The 20209-nt window shown below is 61.4% G+C and carries 33 protein-coding genes; 18 read left to right on the top strand and 15 right to left on the bottom strand.

Going from position 1 to position 20209, the window contains the following annotated elements; genetic code table 11:
* The 9 genes from SPHV1_RS15940 to SPHV1_RS15905 all read right to left on the bottom strand — a co-directional run.
* On the bottom strand, positions 1-254 hold a 254-nt coding region (locus SPHV1_RS15940; RefSeq protein WP_156367369.1), incomplete at its 3' end, for a hypothetical protein.
* On the bottom strand, positions 254-703 hold the full coding sequence (locus SPHV1_RS15935; RefSeq protein WP_054947019.1) for a D-Ala-D-Ala carboxypeptidase family metallohydrolase: 450 nt from the start codon (positions 701-703) through the stop codon (positions 254-256). The genes SPHV1_RS15940 and SPHV1_RS15935, both read right to left, overlap by 1 nt.
* A 4-nt stretch (positions 704-707) precedes the next feature.
* Positions 708-872, bottom strand: coding sequence for a hypothetical protein (locus SPHV1_RS25055; protein WP_156367368.1), 165 nt, complete (start codon positions 870-872; stop codon positions 708-710).
* Positions 869-1231, bottom strand: a complete 363-nt coding sequence (locus SPHV1_RS15930; RefSeq protein ID WP_054947018.1) for a hypothetical protein — start codon at positions 1229-1231, stop codon at positions 869-871. The genes SPHV1_RS25055 and SPHV1_RS15930 overlap by 4 nt, the downstream gene beginning before the upstream one ends.
* A gap of 57 nt (positions 1232-1288) precedes the next feature.
* Positions 1289-1531: a hypothetical protein gene (locus tag SPHV1_RS15925; RefSeq protein ID WP_054947017.1), complete on the bottom strand. Its 243-nt coding sequence runs from the start codon at positions 1529-1531 to the stop codon at positions 1289-1291.
* Between the two features lie 13 nt (positions 1532-1544).
* Positions 1545-1928 (bottom strand): tail fiber assembly protein, encoded by a 384-nt coding sequence (locus SPHV1_RS15920; RefSeq protein WP_054947016.1) that lies wholly within the window; start codon positions 1926-1928, stop codon positions 1545-1547.
* A 14-nt stretch (positions 1929-1942) separates the two neighbouring features.
* Positions 1943-3970 (bottom strand): hypothetical protein, encoded by a 2028-nt coding sequence (locus SPHV1_RS15915; protein ID WP_054947015.1) that lies wholly within the window; start codon positions 3968-3970, stop codon positions 1943-1945.
* 11 nt (positions 3971-3981) lie between these two features.
* Positions 3982-4536 (bottom strand): phage tail protein I, encoded by a 555-nt coding sequence (locus SPHV1_RS15910; protein ID WP_054947014.1) that lies wholly within the window; start codon positions 4534-4536, stop codon positions 3982-3984.
* The gene (locus tag SPHV1_RS15905) at positions 4533-5429 is read right to left on the bottom strand and encodes a baseplate J/gp47 family protein (RefSeq protein ID WP_054947013.1); all 897 of its coding nucleotides are present in this window, start codon (positions 5427-5429) and stop codon (positions 4533-4535) included. Before SPHV1_RS15905 ends, SPHV1_RS15910 begins: the two co-directional genes overlap by 4 nt.
* Positions 5430-5543: 114 nt before the next feature.
* Here SPHV1_RS15905 and SPHV1_RS15900 point away from each other — a divergent pair, with 114 nt between their 5' ends.
* The 10 genes from SPHV1_RS15900 (at position 5544) to SPHV1_RS15865 (ending at position 12341) form a co-directional block, all read left to right on the top strand.
* Complete coding sequence (locus SPHV1_RS15900; protein WP_054947024.1) at positions 5544-6095, top strand: phage baseplate assembly protein V; 552 nt, start codon at positions 5544-5546, stop codon at positions 6093-6095.
* Positions 6092-6244, top strand: a complete 153-nt coding sequence (locus SPHV1_RS25050) for a hypothetical protein (protein ID WP_156367367.1) — start codon at positions 6092-6094, stop codon at positions 6242-6244. The genes SPHV1_RS15900 and SPHV1_RS25050 overlap by 4 nt, the downstream gene beginning before the upstream one ends.
* The gene (locus SPHV1_RS15895) at positions 6241-6597 is read left to right on the top strand and encodes a GPW/gp25 family protein (RefSeq protein WP_082431036.1); all 357 of its coding nucleotides are present in this window, start codon (positions 6241-6243) and stop codon (positions 6595-6597) included. Before SPHV1_RS25050 ends, SPHV1_RS15895 begins: the two co-directional genes overlap by 4 nt.
* Before the next feature lie 10 nt (positions 6598-6607).
* Positions 6608-7735 (top strand): phage tail sheath subtilisin-like domain-containing protein, encoded by a 1128-nt coding sequence (locus SPHV1_RS15890; protein ID WP_054947011.1) that lies wholly within the window; start codon positions 6608-6610, stop codon positions 7733-7735.
* A gap of 24 nt (positions 7736-7759) precedes the next feature.
* On the top strand, positions 7760-8269 hold the full coding sequence (locus SPHV1_RS15885; protein ID WP_054947010.1) for a phage major tail tube protein: 510 nt from the start codon (positions 7760-7762) through the stop codon (positions 8267-8269).
* A 120-nt stretch (positions 8270-8389) separates the two neighbouring features.
* Complete coding sequence (locus SPHV1_RS15880; protein ID WP_054947009.1) at positions 8390-8725, top strand: phage tail assembly protein; 336 nt, start codon at positions 8390-8392, stop codon at positions 8723-8725.
* On the top strand, positions 8704-8865 hold the full coding sequence (locus SPHV1_RS24510) for a GpE family phage tail protein (RefSeq protein WP_369817928.1): 162 nt from the start codon (positions 8704-8706) through the stop codon (positions 8863-8865). Before SPHV1_RS15880 ends, SPHV1_RS24510 begins: the two co-directional genes overlap by 22 nt.
* A gap of 1 nt (position 8866) precedes the next feature.
* Positions 8867-10954 (top strand): hypothetical protein, encoded by a 2088-nt coding sequence (locus SPHV1_RS15875; protein ID WP_054947008.1) that lies wholly within the window; start codon positions 8867-8869, stop codon positions 10952-10954.
* Entirely contained in the window at positions 10954-11328 is a 375-nt protein-coding gene (locus SPHV1_RS15870) for a phage tail protein (RefSeq protein ID WP_054947007.1), read from the top strand. Before SPHV1_RS15875 ends, SPHV1_RS15870 begins: the two co-directional genes overlap by 1 nt.
* The gene (locus SPHV1_RS15865; RefSeq protein WP_054947006.1) at positions 11328-12341 is read left to right on the top strand and encodes a contractile injection system protein, VgrG/Pvc8 family; all 1014 of its coding nucleotides are present in this window, start codon (positions 11328-11330) and stop codon (positions 12339-12341) included. Before SPHV1_RS15870 ends, SPHV1_RS15865 begins: the two co-directional genes overlap by 1 nt.
* A 10-nt stretch (positions 12342-12351) precedes the next feature.
* Here the strand turns inward: SPHV1_RS15865 and SPHV1_RS25045 are convergent, their stop codons facing one another.
* The 5 genes from SPHV1_RS25045 to SPHV1_RS15850 all read right to left on the bottom strand — a co-directional run bounded on the left by SPHV1_RS25045 (position 12352) and on the right by SPHV1_RS15850 (position 15414).
* On the bottom strand, positions 12352-12807 hold the full coding sequence (locus tag SPHV1_RS25045) for a hypothetical protein (protein WP_156367366.1): 456 nt from the start codon (positions 12805-12807) through the stop codon (positions 12352-12354).
* Complete coding sequence (locus SPHV1_RS24505; protein WP_082431034.1) at positions 12804-13217, bottom strand: helix-turn-helix transcriptional regulator; 414 nt, start codon at positions 13215-13217, stop codon at positions 12804-12806. Before SPHV1_RS24505 ends, SPHV1_RS25045 begins: the two co-directional genes overlap by 4 nt.
* Entirely contained in the window at positions 13210-13734 is a 525-nt protein-coding gene (locus SPHV1_RS25040; protein WP_231634706.1) for a hypothetical protein, read from the bottom strand. Before SPHV1_RS25040 ends, SPHV1_RS24505 begins: the two co-directional genes overlap by 8 nt.
* A 64-nt stretch (positions 13735-13798) precedes the next feature.
* Positions 13799-14338, bottom strand: coding sequence for a DUF2939 domain-containing protein (locus tag SPHV1_RS15855; RefSeq protein WP_082431033.1), 540 nt, complete (start codon positions 14336-14338; stop codon positions 13799-13801).
* A gap of 17 nt (positions 14339-14355) precedes the next feature.
* A complete protein-coding gene (locus SPHV1_RS15850; RefSeq protein ID WP_054947003.1) occupies positions 14356-15414 on the bottom strand; it encodes a type I restriction endonuclease in 1059 nt (352 codons plus the stop codon).
* A gap of 203 nt (positions 15415-15617) precedes the next feature.
* Here SPHV1_RS15850 and SPHV1_RS24500 point away from each other — a divergent pair.
* A protein-coding gene (locus tag SPHV1_RS24500; protein ID WP_231634705.1) for an IS630 family transposase occupies positions 15618-16558 on the top strand; the annotation gives its coding sequence in 2 pieces (ribosomal slippage) (positions 15618-15963 and positions 15963-16558; 942 coding nt in all).
* Between the two features lie 132 nt (positions 16559-16690).
* Entirely contained in the window at positions 16691-17209 is a 519-nt protein-coding gene (locus SPHV1_RS15835) for a GNAT family N-acetyltransferase (protein WP_231634704.1), read from the top strand.
* 51 nt (positions 17210-17260) lie between these two features.
* Here the strand turns inward: SPHV1_RS15835 and SPHV1_RS15830 are convergent, their stop codons facing one another.
* Entirely contained in the window at positions 17261-17920 is a 660-nt protein-coding gene (locus SPHV1_RS15830; RefSeq protein ID WP_054947000.1) for a S24 family peptidase, read from the bottom strand.
* Positions 17921-18006: 86 nt separating this feature from the next.
* On the opposite strand from SPHV1_RS15830, the gene SPHV1_RS24495 reads away from it, so the two are divergent.
* From SPHV1_RS24495 to SPHV1_RS15795, 6 genes are all read left to right on the top strand, one after another.
* Positions 18007-18315, top strand: a complete 309-nt coding sequence (locus SPHV1_RS24495; protein ID WP_082431032.1) for a helix-turn-helix domain-containing protein — start codon at positions 18007-18009, stop codon at positions 18313-18315.
* On the top strand, positions 18312-18764 hold the full coding sequence (locus SPHV1_RS15820) for a hypothetical protein (RefSeq protein WP_054946998.1): 453 nt from the start codon (positions 18312-18314) through the stop codon (positions 18762-18764). Before SPHV1_RS24495 ends, SPHV1_RS15820 begins: the two co-directional genes overlap by 4 nt.
* A 3-nt stretch (positions 18765-18767) precedes the next feature.
* On the top strand, positions 18768-19142 hold the full coding sequence (locus SPHV1_RS15815; RefSeq protein ID WP_054946997.1) for an ogr/Delta-like zinc finger family protein: 375 nt from the start codon (positions 18768-18770) through the stop codon (positions 19140-19142).
* Between the two features lie 288 nt (positions 19143-19430).
* Positions 19431-19631, top strand: a complete 201-nt coding sequence (locus SPHV1_RS15805; protein WP_054946995.1) for a hypothetical protein — start codon at positions 19431-19433, stop codon at positions 19629-19631.
* A gap of 118 nt (positions 19632-19749) precedes the next feature.
* Entirely contained in the window at positions 19750-19929 is a 180-nt protein-coding gene (locus tag SPHV1_RS15800; protein WP_054947022.1) for a hypothetical protein, read from the top strand.
* On the top strand, positions 19926-20207 hold the full coding sequence (locus tag SPHV1_RS15795; RefSeq protein WP_054946994.1) for a DUF2312 domain-containing protein: 282 nt from the start codon (positions 19926-19928) through the stop codon (positions 20205-20207). The genes SPHV1_RS15800 and SPHV1_RS15795 overlap by 4 nt, the downstream gene beginning before the upstream one ends.
* Positions 20208-20209 lie beyond the last annotated feature (2 nt).

Here is a 20209-nt window from a genome sequence, read left to right as displayed (position 1 = left end):
TGCGCCCGGTCATCCTTGAGACGCTGATCGGCCGCGCGGGCGTCGGCGTTGGCCTGCCCCTGAAGCGCCTCGAGATCCGAGGCGGCGCGATCATCCTTCACCGCATCCGTCAGGATCGACCGGACCGCCAGCACGAGCGCTGCCACGGCGAGCAGGCAAAGCGCGATCCCGGCGATCCACGGCGCCGCCTTCGCCGCGGCGCTACAGGACAGCCCCAGGCCGACAAGGCAGCGCGCGATCCACGCGAACAGCATCAGGCCGCCAGTCCGGGCAGATACTGCACGCGCCCACCGCGCCGAACGGCAGTCAGCTCCATGTTGCGCATGCGGTGCGCGCTGAAGCTGGCGTGGATCCAACCACTCTCGCCGAATTCGTAAATGAGCTGGTCGTAATCGAGATTGTGCCAGATCCACTTGAAGACGACGATGTTGTGCTGGCCGAGAACCCGGAAGTCCGCTGCCTCGCCGTTGCAGTGCTGGCTCGTCTTCGATCCGCCGATCGTGACATTGAGTTGCGGGCAGCGATAGCCGCTGCTCACGATCACCGGGCTGTTGAAGTGCGCCCGTACCGGCTCGAGGACATGGACGCACAGTGCTTTGAGGTTGGCCACGACTTCAGGCGACGGGGTATTGTCGATGCCGAGGCGCGCCGCCGTTTGAGAGCGGACCATCTCCTCGAGCGTGAAGTTTTCGGACAGTTGCATGGGGTCAGTCCTTTCGGTGGGAGAGGAAGTCGAGAACGTGCGTCACCAGCCCGCGAAACTGCGGGTCGATGTCGACGATGCGCAGGTGCAGGCGAAGCGCGCGCCAGTAGCCAAAGGCAGACGCCGCGACCGACACCACGACGATCAGGACGACCCAGAAGACGGTCACGGCGTCTCGTCCTTCATGGCGCCGCCGTTCATCCCCATGCGCTTGCGCACGATCGTCTGCAGCGCATCAAGGAAGAAGGCGAAGCCCAGAGCGCCCAGCACCATCGAGAACAGCACGACCCCCTCAACCGGCCATGCCCGGATCTTGCCGACCATGACCGAGATCGTTGCGAAGGCGGGCAATGCCGATATCTCGGAGATCACCAGCCAGCGGCGCTTGCGGCGCCACAGATCAAGCGCGATGGGATCGGCCGGCGGCACGGGCGCCACGCCGAAGAGCAGCCAGCCCAAGCGCGCGCCGCAAAGGGCAAGGCCGCCGAACAGCGAAAGCAGCCAGAGTACGAAATCGTCGAACTTCACTTGAACTTCCCCCCATCGAATTGACCGGGCTGGATGGAAAGACCGCGGACCACTGCCTCAGTCGTCGCTGGGTGCCGGGTCGGCCGGCACCGCGGTGATGACGCCAGCAGCGATCTTGTGCGCCACGCCTAGCGCGACTTCCTCGACGCGGGCCTTGGTGGCGGCCTTATCGTAGGTGCCGTCAGCCTTCAGCACGGCGTTGACGTCGCGCTTGTGAACGATCTCGCCGCTGGTGAAGGTGACGGAGACGGCGCGGGTATCGGCGTTGAAGGCGCCGATCCTGAAGGTGAGTTCGGACACGGGAGGTTCCTTTCTAGGCTGGAGCGACCGGCCATTCGACGGCGGCCGGATCGGTGACGGTTTCGGGAAGATCGCGCAGGGCCTGACGGTAGGCGGCCCAATCGGCTCGGAGTTCATCGGTCAGCGGGCTGTCGGGCAGCTGCGTGAAGTCGGACGCGGCCAGCAACCGGTCGCGCTCCGCACGCAGTCGCCTGCGCAATTCGGCGTCGTCAGGCGGGGGAGGTTCCAGCGCTACCGGGTCGCCGTTCTCATTCGCAGCGATCAGCATTCCGGCGCTTGCGCTATCCATCAATTCGGCGTGCCGGGCGCGGGTAATTTCCCGCGCGTCACTTGGAATGACGGAATGCACGCCATCATCGAAAAAGCCGCAAATGCTCGCGCTAAAGAACAGTGCCATCTCGCTCTAATCCTTCAAACTTTGCCAATCGCGATCCACCAGGCGTTCCCGCCGCCCGGCGCTGCATTGTAAACGTTCATGTTCGTTGCCGATGCGCCGTAGGGGAGCGGGCCGTTGCCCTGGGCGTCTGCGTTGCCGACTTCCGTTGCGCAGCCGCTGTCGACGTAAAAAGGGGCCGCGCTGAACGCTATGGGGAAAGTCACGACGCCGTAGCCGGGGCGCGTCGTTAGGTTGATCCGTCCCCATTGCATGAGCAGCCCGCCGGTCAATTTCTGGTAGCCGGTGGCGGAATGGTCGGCCGCGAAGTCCGCGACTTTCGCGAGGGCGCTGGCCTGGTAGCCGTCCACGGTGTCCGCGTCCAAGCCGCTGCCGCTGCCATCGTTGCCAGCGTTCCAAACTTCATTACCGCCGGCCGTAACGCTTGCTGCGGCAAAATTGATAGCCGTCACGCTGTTGCCGGAACGTGTGATTTGCAGCGGGATAGAAGCGGACGATTGCGCGTCATTAAGCGCTCTTATCTGGAGAAGCCCAGATGATGCGCGAATATCCCAAATCTTTCCATTAACCCCCTCGTCAGACTCATTAAATACTAGGCGCGGCGCCGTATTGACTAGGGAAAGACTTCCACTGAACTCGTTGTTAGCGCTTAATTGGGCGAATGCGCTGGCTTGCTGTCCGTCGAGCATGTCCGCGTCCAAGCCGCTGCCGCTACCATCGTTAGCTTGGCCCCATAATATGCCCTGCGTAGCCGTTGACACGGAGCCACCATAAGTGGCCACCAAAGCATTAACAAAGTCAGATGCAAAATAGTCGCCCGAATACTGCAAAATTAGGCTGTTCGGCGACGATCCGTTGATAGTAGAAATCATGCGCCAAGAGGGGCCAGCGTTGCCGTCTAGCCTTATTTCCTGCGAGGTTGTCTTTTTGATGCGGAGATAGTCAGCAAACACATTGGCTGCGTCCGTCCTGGCGTAAAAACTACCCTGCACCCCATCCAGCAAATCGGCATCCAAGCCGCTGCCTGCGCCGTCGTTGGCTGCGTGCCAAACAGTCGCGCCGTTGAACGTAAGCGAGGACTTCACCTCCAGACCATTGTTCATCGTGACAAGGCCGGTCGCGAGCGTGATATTGAAGGGACGCAGGTTGTTGTAGGTGCCCGATGCTTCGGCCCCGGCATCACTCAGGAGGAGATAGAAGTTATTGGCATCCGCACGCACGATCGTGCTCGGGGCATTCGCCCCCGCATAATGGATGACAATTTGGCTGCCCGTCACGTCGAATATCTGGGGGACCGTGAACACGTTTTGCAGCGACATTCGCGCAAATGCGCTGCCGTGCAATCCGTCCAACAGGTCCGCGTCCAGCCCGCTGCCGCTGCCGTCGACCGTCAACAGTTTGCTTCTGACATCGCCCGCCGTGTAGCTGCCGGTAGGCAGGTAGTAGGCCCCCTGCTGACCGTCCAACAGATCCGCATCGAGACCGCTACCGCTGCCATCCTGCGCCAGCAGCCACCCGAGGATGGCGGCCTTGGCCGCTGCAGGCGTGAGAGCGCGCAAGGCGTCGATCCCGGCCTGTGCTTCCGCCGTGGTCGCCAATTCCACCACACCCTGCTGGCTGGTGGTGGCAGGGGGATTGAGGAAATTCGCATCGCCGAACGTCAGGGCAGCGGCATCGATGTCGGCGAACTGGACGTCGATCGCGAGCAGCATGAGTGCCTGCGCCGACTTCTCGACCAGCACATCCGCCTGCCCGTAGATCGCGAAGAGCGTGCCGTCACCGAGGTAGAGCGCAAGGCTGCGCACGGTGAAGACGTCGGCGGTTTCATCCCGCACGATCAGGTGGATCGTATCGTCGGCCACGACATCGCCCGACAGCGTGGCGATGCGCTTGAATTCGCCGGGCAGGTTCGTCGCCCTGACATCAGGCGTGACGGCCGTTTCAGTCAGGCCAACCTGCGCGATCGTAACCGGGGCGGTGCCGGTATTGGCCGCGTTCACAAGAGCGGCCCTGCCGGCATCCGTGACGATCATGTTGAAGGGCATGGCTTCTCCGCTCAGGTAGCTGCCGGCGCCGTGCAGGGCAGGCGGGCGTAGACGGTGGGACGCACGGCCGCGATCAGGCCGATATCGGCCTTCGCGTTGATGCCCTGCGTGAAGGTGAAGGTGCTGCGCACCGGCTTGGCGCGGTTGACCTCGGCGATGACCTGATCGACGAACGCGGCCGAAGCAGGTGCGTCCGCCTGGTCGAGGTTCAGGACAAGATCGAAGGTGTGGGGATCGGACTTCGGCTCGCTCTGCCACCATTCGCGAATGGCGACCGAACCGCCGAAGCTGGCAACGACCGATCGCACCGATTCCGCGGTGCCCTTGCGCCGCGCAATGGAAATTGCCTGCCGCACGCGCTCGCGCTTGATCGGCTCGGGCCAGTTGGTCGACCAGTTATCGAGGCTGAGGCCCCACGCCAGCCACGGCAGCAGCTCGATCGGGCAATCATCCGGCGACCAGACCGACCGGACAGCCGTTGCGATATCGAGCCGGGTGGCCGCGATCTGCTCGAGCGACTTCTCAAGCGGCGTGGATCCGGGAGGCAGGAGGCTCGGGTACGTCATTCCCCGGTCCCGGCATAATTGACCGTGGTGCCGGTGCAGTACGGCGCCTGCGTGCGCGAGATGACGATATCGGCAGCAGGCGTCGTCAGCTCGACATTCTGCACGCCTTCGACGTGGAGAGCCGCGAAGATGGCCGAGCGCGTGATGTCGCGGCCGATACGGTGGCTGGCCTCGATGTAGGCATCGAGGCTGTCCTGCGCTGCGGCCAGCACGACGCCGCCATCAGGCCCGCTGAAGGTGGTGAGCGTGGCATCGACCGCATATTCGACGATCTCGGCCGACTGGACGGTGACAAAGTCGGTCAGCGGGCGGCGGGTTTCGTCCGAGACGTAGGCATCGACGGTGTCGACCAGGTCGACCGAAGCCGCGCCGCTTCCAGTGCGTGAGAGGACAGAGACCAGCACCTCCCCGGCCGCCGGGCTGGTTGCACTGGCGTCCAGCACGTCCGCATCGGCCGAAAGCGCGTGGAAGATGTAGGCGCCTTCCGGCCCTGCGACCGAATAGCCTTCGGGCGCCAACACCATGCGGCGTCGGAAATCGGCATCGCTTTCCATGACGGCGGGAATGCCCAGCGCCTCGTCGGCCGGGGACAGGGTGAAACGGGTGATGCCGAACAGCGCGGCGATGTTGTCGAGGTCGGCGCCCACGGCATAGGCAGGCATAACGGCGCGCGCCGCATCGTTGATCCGCTGGCGCAGGAGCAATTCGCGGTAGGCGAAGAGCTGCAGCAGCTTGACGACCGGATCGCTCTCCACCGTCGCATCGAAGTCGGGCAGCAATTCCTGCAGCTGGTCCAGCGCGGCCGCGTAGATCGTCTCGAAGTCGAGCGCCTCGACGATATCGGGCGCATCGAGGCGGGACAGATCGACAGCGGTGAAGGTTGCATCGGCCATGTGGCAAGCTATCGGCCAGCCCCCGGCATCTCTGCCACCCGTGCGCGTTGTGAAAGCCGCGCTCTACAATACCACTGGGTGGCGGCATCGCGCGGCATCGGCATTTTCGCTGTCATGCGAACTCCACAGGACACGCCCACCGATCCCGATGCGCTGCTGCGCTACGTGACGATCGCCTCGGTCGACCTTGCCGCCGCGCGCTGCACGGTCACGATCGATGCGAGCGAAGATGGCGGCGCGGTGGAAAGCCCGCCCCTGCCCTGGCTGGCGCCGCGCATGGGCGAGACGAAAGCATGGCTGCCGCCGAGCGTCGGCGAACAAGCCCTCCTGCTCTGTCCCGGCGGCGAAATTGGCGCCGGTGTCGTCGTCGGCGGTCTCACCAGCAATGCCAATCCGGCCCCGATCGACGAGCCGGTCGTGCTGCTGCGCTTCAAGGACGGTGCGAGCCTGTCCTACGATCCCGAGGCGCACGAACTGCTGCTGCAGTTGCCTGCCGGCGGCACCACGGTGCTGGCCTCCGATGGCGGGATCGACCTGATCGGCAACGTCAACCTCACCGGAACACTCACGGCCAGCGAGGACGTGACCGCAAGCGGCGTGAGCCTGAAGAGCCACAAGCACGGCGGTGTCCAGGGCGGCAGCGGCCAGACGGGAACCCCGGTATGAAGCCGCGCTGGCTCATCGCCCTGGCCATCCTGACCTTGCCTGTTTGGTTCGTCCCTGTCTGCGCATGGGTCGGCATCCGCACGCATGGCAGAAACACCCTGCGCGATGTGCCCGGTGCGATCCGCTACGTCCTGCGGGGGCGCCTGTGACCAGTCTTACTGGCATGGCGCGCGATACCGGCGCACAGCTCCTGGGCGAAGATCACCTGGTCCAGTCGATCGGCGACATCCTCAGCACGCCGCTCGGCAGCCGGGTGATGCGCCGCGACTATGGCTGCCTGCTCTTCGACCTGATCGACCGCCCTGCGAACCGCGCCACGATGCTCCTGTGCACGATGGCCGTTGCCATGGCCCTAGCCCGTTGGGAGCCGCGCATCGCCGTGCGGCAAGTGGCCTTCGAAGGCGATCTCGCCGCCGGGCAAGGCACGGTCACGATCACCGGCAACCGCACAGACGTTGCCGCCAATGCCTTCACCCGCCTGACCATCCCGCTCACCCGATAGGAGCCGACCAATGTTGCACGGCATCAAGACAAATATCCTTACCGCAGGCACCCGCGCCATTGCCGCCCTGGCGAGCGGCGTCATCGGCATCCTCGTCACCGCCGACGATGCCGATGCGGTCGCGTTTCCCCTCGACACCCCGGTCCTCGTCACCGACCTGCGGGCCGCTCTCGCCAAGGCCGGGACCACCGGCACGATGAAGCCGTCGCTCGAGGCGATCTACGACCAGGCCAGCCCGATCCTGATCGTCGTGCGCGTTGCCGAAGACGATCTCGACCAGGACACGGTCGTTATCGGCGATGCGGGAACCTACACCGGCCTCTATGCTCTGCTCGCGGCGGAATCGGTCTGCGGCGTGCGCCCGCGCGTCCTTGGCGCGCCCGGCCTCGATACGCAGGCCGTCACTACCGCGCTCGTCACCGTCGCCCAGAAACTGCGGGGCATGATCTATGCCGCCGGCATCGGCGACACGATCGCGGATGTCGTGCTCTACCGCGCCAACTTCTCAGGCCGCGAGCTGATGCTGATCTGGCCCAACTGGTCGAACGGCTTTGCGGGCGATGCCGTCGCCCGCGCGCTCGGCCTGCGCGCCCGGATCGATGAAGAGACCGGATGGCACAAGTCGATCAGCAACGTGGCGGTGAACGGCGTTACCGGCATCTCCAAGAGCCTGTTCTTCGACATCCAGGACGAGACCACCGATGTCTCCACGCTCAACGATGCGCAAGTGACCGCGCTGGTGCGCTCGCCTGCAGGCGGGTTCATCTACTGGGGCAACCGCACCTGCTCGGACGAACCGCTCTTCGCCTTCGAGCCTGCCGTTCGCACCTCGCAGATCCTGCAGGACGAGATCGCGCAGGGCCTCGTCTGGGCGAGCGACAAGCCGCTCACCAAGTTCCTGATCAAGGACGTGCTCGAGACGATCAATGCACGGATCCGCAGCCTCGTCGTGCAAGGCCGCCTGATCGGCGGAAAGGCATGGTTCGATCCGGCCCTCAATGCCGATGCCGACCTCGCCGCCGGCAAGCTGGTGATCGACTACGAGTTCACCCCCGCCGCCCCGCTGGAGGGCCTGACGCTCAACCAGCGCATCACCGACAAGTACTACGCCGACCTCGCTGCCGAACTGGCCGCCTGATCGACCTGAAACAGGAGAAATACGATGGGCTTCCCCTCAAAACTGAAGGACATGAACCTGTACGGCGACGGCGACAGCTGGAAAGGCGAAGTCCCCGAAGTCACCATCCCCAAGCTCGTCCTCAAGATGGAGGAATGGCGCGGCGGCGGCATGCTCGGCCCGGTCATGATCGACCAGGGCTTCGACAAGATCGAGTTCGAGTTCAAGGCCGGCAGCCTGCTGCTCTCGCCGCTCAAGCAGTTCGGCGCCGTCACCGTAGATGCCGCGCAGCTGCGTTTTGCCGGTGCCTACCAGAACGATGCCACCGGCACGGTCAACGCGGCCGAGATTGTTGCGCGCGGCCGGTACAGCGAAGTCGACTTCGGCAGCCAGAAGCCGGGCGATGACACCGAGACCACCTACAAGATGGCCTGCAGCTACTACAAGCTGATCCTCGACAACCAGGAGCTGATCGAGGTCGACCTGGTCGCGGGAATCTTCACCGTCTTCGGCGTCGATCGCCGCGCCGAGATCCGCGAGGCCATCGGCTCGTAACGCCTTTCGGGGGCGTTTCCTTCCCCTGGGGCGCCCTCACCTTCCCCCTCCCGGCGAATTCTGGCGGGCGCGCCGGGAGGGGTTTTCCGTTTCGCCTGCCGCTGACAAGGAAAGTCCGCCATGGCCGAAGCCGCCACCCCCAAGCCGCCCCAGACCATCACCGTCACGCTCGCCGAGCCGATCAAGCGCACCGGCGGCGACATCGCCGAAGTGACGCTGCGCAAACCCAAGGCCGGAGAGCTGCGCCACCTCAAGGTCGAGGACCTGTTCGCGACGGACGTGAACGCGCTGATCGTACTGCTGCCGCGCATCACGAATCCGCCGTTGATCGTATCAGAGATCGAGCAGCTCGAGACCGAGGACCTTCTCGAGATCGCCGGTGCCGTGAAGGGTTTTTTTATGCCGGCAGCGATGAAGGAAGCCATCGCGAAGGCATTGGGCAACGACCAGACCTGATCGAGGAGTGGATCGCGGACATCGCCGCGATCTTCCACTGGCCCTTGCCCCACCTCGAAGCGATGGATCTGACCGAGCTGGCCATGTGGCGTGAGCTGGCCGTCAAGCGATGGAACCGGATGAACACGACGGAGAAATAAGGTGGCCGACAACAAGCTGAACCTGCTGGTGAAGTTCACCGGCATCGACAAGCTCTCCGGCTCGATCAGGAACATCGTCGGCGCGGGGAAAGCAGGCTCGGCCGCACTCAATGACCTGCGCAAACAGGCCGGCCAGGGCAAGGCGGCGATCCGCACGCTCAATACCGAGATCCGGGAGAACCAGAGCGAGCTCGCGCGCGTGCGGGCCGAGCTGACATCCGGATCCATGCGCAGCGGTCTTGTCATGGCCGAGCGGGAGCTGGTGCGCGCGATCAACGACGCCAACCGGCAGATCGGTGAGCAAGAAGCCGCGCTGGGCAGGCTCAATCGGCAGATGGATGCACAGAAATCGAAGCTTGAACGGATCAACAACATCCAGTCCCGCGCCTCACAGGTGGCATCGGCCGCTGGCAAGGCCGGTGCGGTCATGTCGGTGGGCATCACGGCCCCCGTTGTCGCCCTCGCTGGATCGATAGGCAATCTGGCTCAGCGATCCAAGGAATTGCAGAATGCGGCCTCCGTCGCCGGCACCGGCTTCGAAGCTTTCCAACGCGGCGCCTATGCCGCCAGTACCGTTGGCATCCAGTTCGACAAGTTCGGCGACATCCTCAAGGACACGCAAGACAAAATCGGCGACTTCAAGGCAACCGGCGGCGGCGAGGTTGCCGACTTCTTCCAGAACATCGCACCCAAAGTCGGAGTGACGGCGGACAGCTTCGCCAAGCTTTCCGGAGCGCAATCGCTGCAGCTCTATTACGATTCGCTGGTGAAGGCCGGGGTCAGCCAGAAGGAAATGGTCTTCTACCTCGAAGCAATCGGAGACGAAGCCAGCGCGCTCTCACCGCTACTTGCCAACAACGGCGCCGGCATGAAGGAACTGGGGGCAAACGCCGCCGTCATCAGCGAAGCCGACGCGGCCGGATTGAAGAAATACACCGATTCCCAGATCAAGCTCAGCAACTCAACGCAGAAGCTGCAGATCGCCCTCGCCAATTCTGGCCTGATCGATGTCATGACATTGCTGGCAGACAAGGGCGCGGCGGCGGCGGATTGGTTCGGCTCCCTATCGCCCGGCGTACAGCAATTTACCGTTGGCCTCGGGATGGTGGCCGCCGTGGCAGGGCCGGTCCTGATCTTCTTTGGCGCAATCGCTTCTGCTGTCGCCACGCTCGCCCCGATCGTCGTGGGGATTGGAGGCGTCTTCTCCGCTGCGGTGCCCATTATCGGCGGCGCGGTGACTGCGATTGTGGGCGCCGTGGGCCTGCCCTTCCTTGCAATAGCTGCAGCCGTCGCAGCGATCGGCGTCCTGATCTACGCGAACTGGGACACCATCAAGAGCGCCTTCATCACCGGGTGGGCAAAGGTGAAAAGCTTCTTCTCCGGGCTGCCTGACTGGCTCAAGACCATGGGGGCCATGATGATGGAGGGCTTGCTCATGAGCCTGAACCCCGTGTTGCTGGTAAACAAGCTGATCGGCATCGCCAAAACCGGCGTGACGGCATTCAAGAACTTCTTCGGCATCAAGAGCCCTTCGCGCCTGTTTATGCAAATGGGTGGCTTCATCAACGAGGGCCTTGGGATTGGTATCGAGCAGAACCAAGACAGACCGGGAAAAGCGGCCACAAACATGGCCCAAGCGGTAATGAATGCAGCGAAATTCCCAGAAGGCTTCGGCAAATCCAATGCCGCGCGCCTCATGGCGAAAGAGAATTTGGCTTGGAACATCGGCAAGCCGAAGATGGCAATCCAGGCCATGAAGGCCACGCAGATCCCGCAGGTGATCCTCAGGCCCAATGCCGCAAACCTTTGGGCAAAAAAGCAGCGGGTAGACAATGACGCCCCCGACGCCGGACCGTTCGCAGGGAATCGACAACGGGAACTATCCGTCGCCAGGATCGCCAGTGCGGGAGCCTTGATAGCCGCTCCTGCTGCGGCGCAACCCGCACAGGCGGCGGCACCATCGAAGATCGAGATCCACATTCATCAGCAGCCCGGTGAGGACGGCGAGGCGCTTGCTCAGCGCGCGGTGCGGATCATCGAACAAAAACAGCGCTCCCAGCGCCTTGGCCGATTTGAGGACAGCTTCTGATGCTCGCAGCCCTTGGCATGTTCGTATTCGAGACCAACTCGGCCCTGTTCGATCGCATGGGTCGCGATCGCGACTGGCGGCATGAACGCACGCCCCGCTTCGGCGCGCGCGCCGCCAGCCAGTTCACCGGCCCCGGCGAGGACCGGATAACGCTGGTCGGCACGCTGGTACCGGAAATCGCAGGATCCTATTCGGCGATCGAGAAACTCGCCGAAATGGCGGACGAAGGCGAAGCCTGGCAGCTCGCGGACGGGCGCGGCAACATCTACGGAACCTACACCATCGACCGGATGAGCGAGGACAGGACCAACCTGCTCGACGATGGCGTTGCACGGCAGACCGGCTTCACCATCGAACTTTCGCGCGTGGCCTGATGGCGGGATCCACCTACAGCCAGGCGAAGGCCGCGTGGAAGGTGACGCTCGACGGCAAGGACCTGACTGCAAAGCTCGCGCCGCGCCTGATCTCGCTTCGCCTCTCGGAGAAGAACGGCGAGGAAGCCGACGAGCTGGAGATCATCCTCCACGATGCCGATGGCAAGGTCGCCATCCCACCCGAAGGTGCGGTCCTGCGCGTCCAACTGGGCTGGGAGCGCGGCAGCGCTGTAACGCCAGGTCTGGTCGACAAGGGCAGTTTCACGGTCGACGAGGTGGCTTGGGACGGCCCGCCCGACCGGCTGTCGATCCGCGCCCGCTCGGCAGACCTCAAGGACAGCTTCCGCACCAGGCGCAACAGGACGTGGAAGGACACGACCATCGGCGCGATCGTTGACGACATCGCAGTTCGCCACAGCCTGACGCCGCGGTGCCATGCAGACCTGTCGGGCAAAGCGATCCTGGCCGCCGAACAGGGCAACAAGAGCGACATGCAGTTCCTGCGCGACCTTGCCCGGCGCTACGACGCTACCGCGACCGTTAAGGCCGGGACGTTGATCTTTGCCCCGATCGGCGCGGCGACCACGGCCACCGGTGCCACGATCCCGACCTTGACGATCTCCCGGCAGCAATGCTCAAACCACTCCTGGCGGCGCGCCGCGCGCGAAAAGGCGCAGGACGGTGTCGAGGCGCAGTGGCATGACAAGGACGGCGCAACCCGCAAGACGGTCAGCACCGGCGGCACGAACCGGAAGCGCCTCAAGAAGGTCTATTCCAGTGAGGTGGATGCCAAGGCGGCAGCTGTGGCGGAATCGAAGCGGCTCAAGCGCGCCGCGGCCAATCTTGAGCTGACGATGTCATATGGCGATCCGCGCTTGGCGCCGGGCATGAGGATCAGCGTCTCTGGCTTTAAGTCAGAAGTAGACGGCACGTTGTGGGTGATTACGAGCACAGACCACGAAATGGGCGATCGTGGTCTATCGAGCCGCTTGTCTCTTAAAGTCTTGGCATAATGCTGAACGCTTAGCTGGCATTCGAACGAACTCCCAAGAAACCCAAACGATATTCATCGCCGTCAAAAAAGGCCTTCGCCCTGAGCCCACAGGGCCCATGAACGAGCACGTCATGCAACCGAAGGACCGCAACCATTTGCACGGAGTTTCTACCGTTTTCATCGTGAAGATCCGGAAATTTCGTATCTACCGGTAGGCCAGGCCAAGCCATCTCTACTTCGGCAACAACCTTGCTTTCACCATTCGTGTCTTGTGTAATCTTGATACCAAGAGGCTGTTCAGGGGTGTCGGGGTCAATTCGGAAGTGCACCTCCACACACAACAACGGTATCCTTGAAGGATAATTAGCTGATAGAATTATTTCCGAATTATAAACTCCAACTAAAGTCCTCTTTCCAGTAACTTCTTCTCGAATATCATCGCAGAAAATTGCATTACCATTGGGTAAGGGTGGATATTTTATCATGCCGCGATACCATCTGTTTCAAATACAGTTACGCTTACACGCGGAGTCTGACTTTCTGAGCGGGGAATAGATATCACATCTAGGGAAGATCTTGTCGAATCCGGATATACGATGCCATGAGAAGTATAGACTTTCTCACTTGAATAATCTTTCGCAGAAATCTGAAGTTCGACTCCCAGAGCCGAAGCAAGATCAGAGACAGTATTCATTTCCCAATTTGGAGTTCCATTAAACCAACGAGAGATCACAGATTTGTTAACACCTAGAGTATCAGCAAGTCGCTGAAGAGTATACCCTTCTGGCCCCTTCTTTTTCTCAGAAATAACAGACCAAAATAGGCTCACCATCTCAGATTTGAGAATGGTCCTATCATATTCCTTGGCGTCGACATCGAATCCTGAATTAGCCATTGTCCAGATCTCTCATCACATGACCTAAATAGTCGGAATTGCTATCAGATCTCAGCGGCCGAATACCACCAGTTTCTCCATCCCAATGCTCAGCAACTTCGCTTGCCATCCGATGATAGTTACTTTTTGCCCCCAAATCGCTTCGCAAATAGAAACGAGTGCCAACAAAAACATCTTTATGAACGAAGCGACCAAGAAGCCGTGCCTGAAAATCTTTCGGCTTTCGAACGGCAAACGTCCAAACTTCATCTAGATCTTCAAGCAGCTTAAAATCTGGCGCGCCGTCCTCGCTCCTACCCACCGAAACGAGGTAACCGGCCTTAAACGTATCGAAAGACATAGCAGCCGTGGTGCGAGGGAACGGAGGAGAAGGCGCTGAGAGCATGGAGGCAATGGCATCGGTAACCATCAAAATCCTCCTTCGCTCGTACCCAAGCTTCTGACGAGCGAATTCAAGCTCGACAAACCCCGCTTTCTTCAACTGTTCAACACATAATGGTGTTGATATAAAAGTCAACTTCTTACCCCTGAGCTGGCGTTGACGCCCTTCCTCGAAACCGCGAACATGGTTAGAGCAACCATCAGATGTCGCCTTCAACCCGCTCCGAGGCAGCCGGAATTTCGATTTCGACTAGATCCCACCCCACCCCATCGCGTTTAAAAATCATGCGAGGTACCTTTTCACCTTCGTCCACTTCGGGCACGGCGACAAAGCGGTCAAAGCCGTGGCGCTCGATCACCCACTCGACGTCCCTGCCGCCACCTGATGAAGTATCCTCGGGCCCCTTCATCTTCCCACTCTCGACCATAGCCTTCATGCCTTCGGGAGAGACGATGCCATCGATCAGATTGTCGACCAATGACATAGCAAAGGCTGCACCTAGGGCGCCGAACGGATTGTCGTCCTTCTCCTTGGCCATCTCTGCAACGAGGTAAGCGCGCATCTGGCTCTTCAGGGACTCGCGCACCGAAGGAAAATCGACGCGTTCTTTCATCTCGTCCTTGTCGCCACTCATCACCGCGTCGTGCAGTCCGGACATCGCGAGTACTGGCGACGCCAAGTACCAGGCACCTGCAGCGATAAGCAGCCCCACCGTGCCGCCCCATATGACCCTTTTCATGCTTTCCTTCGATCAGTTCACTTGGCCGTCGCGTCCAGCTCGCTCACCCGCCCCAACAACGCGTCAGCGTGTTGGTAAATGTCGATCGGTCCCGCCACTGAGTAACGTTCCTCGTCCTTGCCTGAGAAGAGGCCGAGGTAGCGGGCGGTTGGGCTGTTGAAGTGTAGGCGCGCGATCGTGCGGCGGTTGTTGTCGTCCAGGAGAACGGCGCAATAGGACTTTGCATCGCGCATCACGATACGCTCCGGGTTCACCGACTTTGAGCAAATGGCCCGGATGATGTTGAAGCCGTCGATCTCAACCTGCGTGGTTTCGATGCCGTCGCTTTCGGCCGTCGGCTCGTCGACTGGTTCGGGGTCGTCATTGCGGTTCATGGCGTTTTGCAGGCGCTCGTCGATGCCTTGCCGGATGATCGCACCGATCGCCTGAGTGATTGCGCCCTGGTATTTCTCACGCACCTGCTTGGTGAGCATGCCGTCGTGCAGACGCGAGGCCACTACGCGCACGAACTCCTCGGAAGGTTCGGCAAACTCCTTCTTCAGTTCGGCCATGACCTGGGACTGCAGCTTGAGTGTACCGGCTTGGGCGACGATGCGATCGACATCAAACTCGGCCTTCTGGAAGGCGCTGAGATGGCGCAGGTCCGACTTGCGATACTCGTCGAGGTTGAACGTGAAGAACGGCTTCTCGTCCATCATGTTGGCTTTGTCGGAGTCCGTGAAGAACTTGTAGACGACGCCGTTGGTGAGGAGCGCGACACGGGCATCGGTCGCCGCAAAATATCGGAAAAGCTGGCTGGCGTGCTTGATCGACAGATCGCCGTTGACGGGTTTGCACTCGACCAGAACAGTGACCTCACCGCCTACGCAGAGGGCATAGTCGACTTTCTCGCCCTTCTTCGTGCCAACATCGCAGGTAAATTCTGGTTTCACCTCGGCCGGATTAAAAACATCGAAGCCCAACGCCCGCAAGAATGGCATAACTAGCGTCGTCTTTGCGGCCTCTTCAGTTTCGAGAATTTCGCGGTGCTGGCGTAGACGAGCCTGCAACTCGGCAATGTTGGTTTCGAAATCCATGGTCCCCCCTCAGCATTCAGGCCAAATGCCGCGACCGTTCCATGTGCGCGACAAATCAAGGCCCCTACTAAGGCAAATGAGTTTGAACGTGATCTCGATTAAGAAATTTTAGAGCGGTTTTCGACCGTTCTGAATCGGCATGGGATTCCCTTTGGTCACGATTTCTGATTCAGAATCCGTGCTGGTGAAGGAGGCCGGCATGGATGGCTCTTTCGATGGATTTGCGCACTCGGCTCTTGGCAGCGGTGGATAGTGGATCGAGTTGTCGTGCTGCGGCGGCCCGGTTTGGTGTTGCACCATCAACGGCGGTCCGCTGGCGGGCACAGCAGCGCGAGACGGGTGACATTGCCCCAAAGCCTCTAGGCGGCGATATGCGTTCGCGGCGGATGGAAGAGCGGGCAGCGGACATTCTGGCCATTTGGGAGGAGCGCAGGGACATCACCCTCGGAGAACTGCGCTTGGCGCTGGCAGACAAGGGTATGGACGTTTCCGTTGCCGGGCTACATCGCTTTTTTGTTCGCCGTGGACTGACGCGCAAAAAAAGACAGGCCATGCGATAGAGCAAGATCGACCCGACATCCTTAAGCAGCGTCAGGACTGGTTCGAGGGTCAACTCGATTTCGAACCGGAGCGTCTGGTCTTCATCGACGAAACCTGGACCGCGACCAATATGACCCGCAGCCACGGTCGTTGCCCGAAAGGCGAGCGGCTGCGGATGGGCTTCCCGCACGGCCACCGCAAGACCACCACCTTGGTCGCCGGCCTGCGCATGACCGGCATGGTCGCGCCCATGGTGCTCGATGGGCCGATCAACGGCGACTGGTTTGAAGCCTACGTCGCCAAGGTCCTCGTCCCGGAACTGCGGCCCGGCGACGTCGTCATCATGGACAACCTGTCGAGCCACAAACGCGCATCGGTGCAGGTGCTCATCGAGACCGCAGGCGCAACCCTGCGCTTTCTCCCACCCTACAGCCCTGACTTCAATCCGATCGAGAAAGCGTTCTCCCGCCTCAAGGCCATGCTCCGTAAAGCGGGTGAGCGTACAGTTAGTGGTCTGTGGAGCTTGATCGGTAAACTCATCGATATCTTCCAGCCCCACGAATGCGCCAACTACTTCAGATCATGCGGGTACGAACCAGAATGATCGAAAACCGCTCTAATATGCCGAAAGTTCGAAGCGCATCACGAAACCGGGAAACAAGATTGCGATATTTCTATCCCCTTTGGAATGCGGTCCCTATACCCAATTGCAGACTAATCATGCGAGTAGAACACTTTGACGCTGGCGATCGGCGAAATCTTGATCCGTGAGGTGCAGGCAGGTGAATTGCCAGCGCTACATCACGTAATCGAACGAGCCTTTCGTGGGAAAACCGCAAGAGCGGGTTGGTCTCACGAAGGAGCAGTCGTGCCTGGTCGCAGAATAGAAATGTCAGTGCTCGAAGCGATCCTCAATGATGATCATGAACTATTGTTGGGCGCTTTTATCGAGAACAAGCCGGTCGGCTGCGTCAGGATCACGCAGAAGGACGAATCTGTCTGCGAAATTGGTCTGTTGACCGTCGATCCGGATACTCAAGCGATGGGGTTGGGAGATACGCTACTGACTGCTGCCGAGCGTAAAGCTCTTGATCGATTTGGCGCAAGCCTGACTGAGTTATCAGTGATCATCCAGCAACCCAAACTGACCGAATATTACAAGCGCAGAGGATATCAGATTACCGGGCGGACTAAGCCCTATCCGATTCAGATCGATCCGCCCATGGAGTTCGCGATCTTCCAAAAAGTGCTCTGAATCAACTGCGTCAGACTATGCGAGGAAACTGCTTTCTGAGCTGACCGAAATTCACATTTTCCGAACAGTAGCAACCACGCGACCTAGGATGTGCATTTCGTCGTCGTAGGCAGTGGCGTTGGAGACGTGGGGGTTGTCGGCCATCATTTCTACGCCGCCGTTCGGGAGGGCGCGGAGGCGTTTGATGGCGCCTAGGCCGGCGTAGGTTATGGCCCAGATCTTGTCGCTGATGTTGAGGCTTTGCTGCGAGCAGTCGATCAGGAGTAGATCGCTATCACGGAGGGTGGGCTCCATCGAGTCTCCTGCCCCCTGGGCGAAGAATAGCTGCTCTGGAGCTGCTCGCGTATAGAGGCGAAGCCACTCTATTGGGAAGTGACGGATCGTCTCCGTGACGGGAACATCTAGATAGGTAGAACCCATACCGAGCGAGAGATCGATCTCCCGTACCGGCACGAGACCAAGATCCGCGGCGACAGCTTCTGTTGATGGAACTGGAACGTAAGAGTCGGAAGGATCGTCGGTCTCGCCTTCGAGATAGGCAGGCGTCGTCTGCAATTCGCGAGCGATCTTGTGCAGATGCTTCGAGCCAACCTTATTCCGGTTTATCAATGAGTTGATAGTTGGCTGAGCCAGGCCAACTCGACGCGCGAGTTCAGCCTGAGACATGCCAAGCTCGGTGAGACGATCTGCGATACGCTGCCCTATTCCCATGGGAATGGACCCTATAGCTTTGCCGATAGGTCGAAACTTCGGTTTTGCAATTGACAAGGGTATAGCTTTAGCAATACCTGTGGGTCATGCCCGACGCCATCACACCATATGAAGCCCTTCTCCAGGCAGTCGAAACTGCCGGGTCGCAATCCGCTCTCGCTCGAGCTTGTGGCGTCGGGCAACCCGCCGTCTGGAAATGGCTCCAGGTCAAGCGCCTGCCCGCTGAGTACGTCCTGCGTATCGAAGCCGAAACCGGCGTATCGCGCCATGACCTCCGCCCTGACATCTACCCTCGCGAGGTGCCCCATGCTCCCGACGCATTCACAGGGGTAGACCGGGGCACGGCCTGCGTCTTCTTCAATGGACGCGCCTTTTCGCAGCAGGCCCGCGCATGACGAAGCGCCGCGAACCCCTCACCTACCAGCACACGCTCACTGGCGTTGCCTCCCTGATCGGGTGGGATCGTTGCGGGGCGATTTGCGGCGTCTCTGATCGAAGTGTGCGTAACTGGTCCGATCCCGATTGCGAGATCGAGATCCGCATGATCGATGCCGAACGGCTCGACCGCGCCTACATCGAACATGGCGGCACTTACGCGCCGTTCCATCGCCTGATGAGCCTGCGCCTCGAACTTGCGGTAAAGGAAGCTGCACAGGCCGACATGGCGCGCGCCGCGGCGGACGCTGCGAAGGAGAGCGGTGAGGCCGTTGCAGCGCTGATCGAAGCGTCAATGTCTCCCGATGCCGAAACCCGTCGCCGCGCCCGCAAGGAAGCGGAGGAAGCGATCTCCTCGCTAACCTCTGCGCTGCGCGCCGTCGATCGGCAGGAAGCCCTCGGGGGCTGAGCGATGCCCGGGACGAACATACAGGCACAGGCGCCGCAGCTGCCGATCGTCGCAGACGACGATGCGGGCCGCTTTGCGCCGCTCTATTGCCCGCACTGCCGGGCGCGCGGCCTCGTGCGCTCCAGCAAGCAGGTCACCGGGCAGCACCGCGACATGTACTACCAGTGCTGCAACATCGCTTGCGGCCATACCTGGCGCGCCTCGCTCGCCTATGACTACGGCATCGTGCCGAGCGCGATCCCGGATCCGCGCGTGAACCTGCCGCTGCGCCAGATGACGCGGCAGCAGGCGCTCGAATCGATGCGTGAGCGCGACCCGAACCAGCCCGACATGTTCGACGCCGATCCGGACCCACCCAACATCGCGGATACCGCCTAGGCGCCGGGCTGATCCCGGCCGCCCCTACCCAAACGCCCGCCAGCTGCCCGCCAACCAGCTTTGACCGACCCGCCACGCGGGAATGGAGTGTTGCGCCGTGCCCAAGTCATCGATCCATCCGAGCCATTGCCGCTGCCTCCGCTGCGCACCCCGCCATCCTGCGGGGAGCAATCGCGTGCCCTCGCCCTGGGCTTTGCTGCTCGCGGCCGCCGCGCTGGCAATCGCCTCGGTCGCCCTGCGCGACTGCTTCTCCACCTGGTCCAGCTTCTAAGAATCGGGAGACGCTCCATGCGAACGCATAAGCACATCCAGACGAAAGCCCGCGTCGTCGGCTTTCACTTCACCTTCCAGTGCACGGCCTGCGAGGCCGTGGAGCATCGCCGCACTCCAGCGCTTCCCGCTGGATGGATGGCGGTAGAAGCGGCCGAGGACGTCTACGCCTATTGCGGTGAGTGTGCCCCGGTCCTGCCGGTAGGGGGCGTGCAGTGACCGTCGCCGCACTGTGGCGCAGCACGCCTGCACCGCTTCGCAGGGAGACGGCGGCATTCGCCGTCTGCGTACCCGCGATCCTCGCGGCCTTCGCGTCCCTCTGGGCGATGCTGCCGGCATGATTCGGATCGCCGAACACATCCGCGAAGGACGCGATGCCGTGATCGCAGAAAGGCTGCTGAGCGGGGCGCCAGCCACCAATCCCTACGCCCCGCGAAGCAAGCGCGGCCTCTTCTGGCAGCGCGGCGCCGAACAGGCGCGCGAAGCCATCGAAAAACTCATGAGGATCGGAGCATGAAAACTGCACAGCAGACCACGCTGCCCGTGGAGATCGGGGAAAGCCGACGCCCCGTCGACGATCGCCTGCGGCTCCTGATCGAGCGGATTGAGCGCCTCGAGGAAGAGAAGAAGGGCCTGAGTGACGATATTCGCGACGTCTACTGCGAGGCGAAGGCGGTCGGCTACGACGTCAAGACGATGCGCCAGATCGTGCGGCTGCGGAAGATGCGGCCCGACGACCGGCGCGAAATGGACATGATCCTCGATACCTACAAGTCGGCGCTGGGGATCGACTGACC

This window comes from Novosphingobium sp. KN65.2 (genome assembly GCF_001368935.1).
Lineage (GTDB): Bacteria > Pseudomonadota > Alphaproteobacteria > Sphingomonadales > Sphingomonadaceae > Novosphingobium > Novosphingobium mathurense.
This window is presented reverse-complemented; position numbering and strand designations above follow the sequence as displayed.